Here is a 3,440-nt window from a genome sequence, read left to right on the forward strand (position 1 = left end):
CGCGGCGGCAACGATACGATGAACGGCGGCCGCGGCAACGACGTCCTGGACGGCGGTGCCGGCGCCGACACCATGGCCAGCGGGACCGGCAACGACACCTATGTCGTCGACAATGCGGGCGACAAGGTGGTCGAATCGGCGAATGCCGGCACGGACACGGTCAAGTCCAGCATTTCGTACAGGCTGGGCGGCAATGTCGAGAACCTCACGCTGACGGGTTCGGCGGCGATCAGCGGCACGGGCAACAGCCTCGTCAACACGCTGACCGGTAACTCCGGCAACAACGTTCTTGATGGCGGCGCGGGCGCCGACACCATGGCGGGCGGGACCGGCAACGACACCTATGTCGTCGACAATGCCGGCGACAAGGTGGTCGAGTCGCCCAACGCCGGCACGGACACGGTCAAGTCCAGCGTTTCGTACAGGCTGGGCGGCAATGTCGAGAAGCTCACGCTGACGGGTTCGGCGGCGATCAGCGGCACGGGCAACAGCCTCGTCAACACGCTGACCGGTAACTCCGGCAACAACGTTCTTGATGGCGGCGCCGGCGCCGACCGGCTCGACGGCGGCTCGGGCAAGGACACCGCCTCTTATGCCGGCGCCTCGAAGGGCGTCACCGCCAGCCTGGCGAAGGCCTCGATCAACACCGGCGAGGCCAAGGGCGACAGCTATGTGTCGATCGAGAACCTGACGGGCACGAGCCATGCCGACAAGCTGACCGGCAGCAGCGGCGCCAATGTCCTGACCGGCGGCTCCGGCGCGGATAGGCTTTATGGCGGCAAGGGGGCCGACGACCTCTACGGCGGCAGCGGCAAGGACGTGTTCGTGTTCAAGGCGGTGTCGGACTCCACCTTGTCCGCCCGCGACACGATCTTCGACTTCGGTTCCGGCGACATCATCGACCTCAAGGCGATCGACGCCAGCACCAGTAAGTCGGGCAACCAGTCTTTCAGCTTCATCGGCACGGATGGCTTCAGTGACAAGGCGGGCGAGCTGCGTTATTCCAAGAGCGGTTCGGACACCTTTGTCTACGGCGACACCAACGGCGATGGCAGGGCGGACTTTTCGCTGCACATCGACAAGTTGATCACCCTGGACAAAGGCGACTTCTTACTCTGAACAGGCATCGAAACGTGACAGGCCGGAGGGGAGCGGCGATGTCACCTTAACCTGAATTCGAATGCAGAGACGTTCTGCCTTGGGGATTGTTCTCAGGCCATGGCTCCGGCCGCAGCTTTCCATTCTGCGATCGCCAGGATGCGGTGAGCCCGGCTTTGGAATGCGGAGCGTTGTGAGCGGAGTGGGACGAAGAGGTTACGGACAGCGGAGAAAACGGAGACGAAGCGCTGAAGACCTCCCGTAGATCGGAAGCCTTGCATCATCCGCTCCCGTTTTCGCAGCGGCACATGAGAATTCTCGGCCCGGTTGTTCAGACCCTTGTGGGATCGGTGTTCGACGTACGGCATAACCTGCCGCCGGGCTGCTCCATAGGAGCGCAACTTGTCAGTGATCATCCGCTTCGGTGCGATACCCTGCTTCTTCAGAAGACGGGTCAGCAATCGCTTGGCAGCCTTGGTGTTGCGGCGGTTCTGGACGATTTCGTCAAGCACATACCCGTGGTGATCGACGGCCCGCCATAGCCAGTGCTTTCTGCCGGCAATGGTGATGACGACCTCGTCCAGATGCCACACATCGTTCCCGCTCGGATTCTTGCGGCGAAGGCGACGCGCATAATCCGGGGCGAACTTCCTTCCCCAACGGCGAATCGTTTCATAGGAGACGGCAATGCCGCGCTCCAGCAGCAATTTCTCGACAAGGCGCAGGCTCAACGGACACCGAAAGTAGAGCCAGACCGCATGGGCGATGATCTGGGGTGGGAAGCGATGGCGCTTGTAGCTGACTGGCGAGGTATTCATGAACGTACAATCTACTGCAGCCGCTCATCACAAGGCGTTACCGTGACATCGCCCCCGCAGCGCCATCGCCGAATGGGCCGACGATTACAACAATTTCCGACCGCACTCGTCGCTCGGATATCAGACCCCGACTGACTATGCCGGAATCATCGCCGCAACCAGCTCCAACGCTGCGCAAGATGAAAGCTGCACGTTTCCGCCGGTTGGTCAAACCGCGCCATTTGGCGTATCCAAAACCACCGAGGCTCTAATCGCCGCCGGATGAAACTCAGTGGCAGGTCACAGCAACATCATCGGGAAGATCGGTGGCGTCCAGCATGGGCGAAACTACCAACTCCGGAGCCGATTTGCCTTTGAAATTTGTCGTGCTGAGTCATCGTACCGCAGCTATTCGATGGCCTCCGGGGTGCTCGTCTGGATGGCATGAACCCGCCGCCAATCGAGGCCTGCGAAGAGGGCTTCGACTGGGCGTGGGTGAGCGTCATCAATCCATCCTTGATGCCTGGCCAAGTGAACGTGTGCTCTTCCAGCCGCTTGTAGGCGAGCACGATACCACTGCCATCCACGTATATGGGGGTCGGAACAAGAGCCGTTCAAAATCGCACGCTAAGAGCGAACATAAAGTGAATATCCATTGGGTGTCGGCGGTAGATGCGACGGCGTGGTATTCCGCATTGCTGCCTCATCCCGCATGGAGGATTTGCGAACCGTGCTGGCAAGAGAAATCCGGTATCGCGAAGTCGTCAATATGGTTCGGTGGGTCCGCGTCAGAACCGAAAACGGCGAGCGAAAGGCGTTGACTTTCTGGGCGAGCACACCGCGAAACCAGCTCACCAAGCGAATACCGCTCACTGAAGTGGCAACGATCATCGCAAAGGCCTGTGGCCCTGCACGGCTCGTGCGCCCAGTATCTCTATAACACTGTTTCGCATCTGGAAGCCGAAGGTATTCGAGACCGGAACCTTTGGAAGCTACAGCGGCTCGTAGCAGATGCGATCCTTCCACCTATGCTATCAGTTTCGTGAGATAGCTGCTTTATCCGCTTCGGGCCAGGCACAAAACCGACATGACGCAAGTTGCCGCAAAGACTGGAAATCCGCGATACGGTTTCGCAAACACGCAACTGAAATCGTTGGGAAAAGACAGTGATCTTTACCCAAGGGGATTTGGCCGCCGAAGGGCAAAAAAACTTGGCGCTCTACAACGAGTCAATCCGCCGACACCCAATGGATATTCACTTTATGTTCGCTCTTAGCGTACGATTTTGAACAGCTCTTGTTCCGACCCCTTGTATGACCGTGAACTCGCGGATCTGCCGCCGGAGCTGCGCTGGCGCGAATGGATGCTGCGGGTGGAAGCGGTGATTTTTGCCTCGGCCGAGCCGGTCACCCGCGAGACGCTGGCGCGGGTCGTCGGCCGCGACTGCAGCATCGACCTGCTGATCGACGATCTCCGGGAGGAACTGCGCGACCGGCCCTATGAACTGGTGCCGGTCGCCGGCGGCTGGCAGCATCGCACCCGGGT

General features: G+C 60.2%; 5 protein-coding genes and 1 pseudogene. 4 read left to right on the forward strand and 2 right to left on the reverse strand.

What is annotated here, in order from left to right; all coding sequences use genetic code 11:
• The coding region (locus LXM94_RS25670) for a calcium-binding protein (protein WP_235774703.1) at positions 1-1,119 on the forward strand (1,119 nt) is incomplete at its 5' end.
• 92 nt (positions 1,120-1,211) lie between these two features.
• On the opposite strand, the gene LXM94_RS25675 is transcribed toward LXM94_RS25670, so the two are convergent.
• Entirely contained in the window at positions 1,212-1,916 is a 705-nt protein-coding gene (locus LXM94_RS25675; protein ID WP_235774705.1) for an IS6 family transposase, read from the reverse strand.
• 55 nt (positions 1,917-1,971) lie between these two features.
• Between LXM94_RS25675 and LXM94_RS25680 the strand changes: the two are divergent.
• Positions 1,972-2,181 (forward strand): annotated as a pseudogene (locus LXM94_RS25680) (integrase core domain-containing protein); the annotation flags it as partial.
• Between the two features lie 25 nt (positions 2,182-2,206).
• Here LXM94_RS25680 and tnpB read toward each other — a convergent pair.
• On the reverse strand, positions 2,207-2,482 hold the full coding sequence (tnpB, locus tag LXM94_RS26355; protein ID WP_408015705.1) for an IS66 family insertion sequence element accessory protein TnpB: 276 nt from the start codon (positions 2,480-2,482) through the stop codon (positions 2,207-2,209).
• Between the two features lie 125 nt (positions 2,483-2,607).
• Between tnpB and LXM94_RS26245 the strand changes: the two genes are divergently transcribed.
• Together LXM94_RS26245 and LXM94_RS25685 are read left to right on the forward strand one after the other, a co-directional pair.
• Positions 2,608-2,835, forward strand: coding sequence for a hypothetical protein (locus LXM94_RS26245; RefSeq protein ID WP_329605652.1), 228 nt, complete (start codon positions 2,608-2,610; stop codon positions 2,833-2,835).
• 423 nt (positions 2,836-3,258) lie between these two features.
• On the forward strand, positions 3,259-3,440 hold a 182-nt coding region (locus LXM94_RS25685; RefSeq protein WP_235774707.1), incomplete at its 3' end, for an SMC-Scp complex subunit ScpB.

This window comes from Rhizobium alarense (assembly GCF_021555155.1).
Classification (GTDB): domain Bacteria; phylum Pseudomonadota; class Alphaproteobacteria; order Rhizobiales; family Rhizobiaceae; genus Rhizobium_D; species Rhizobium_D alarense.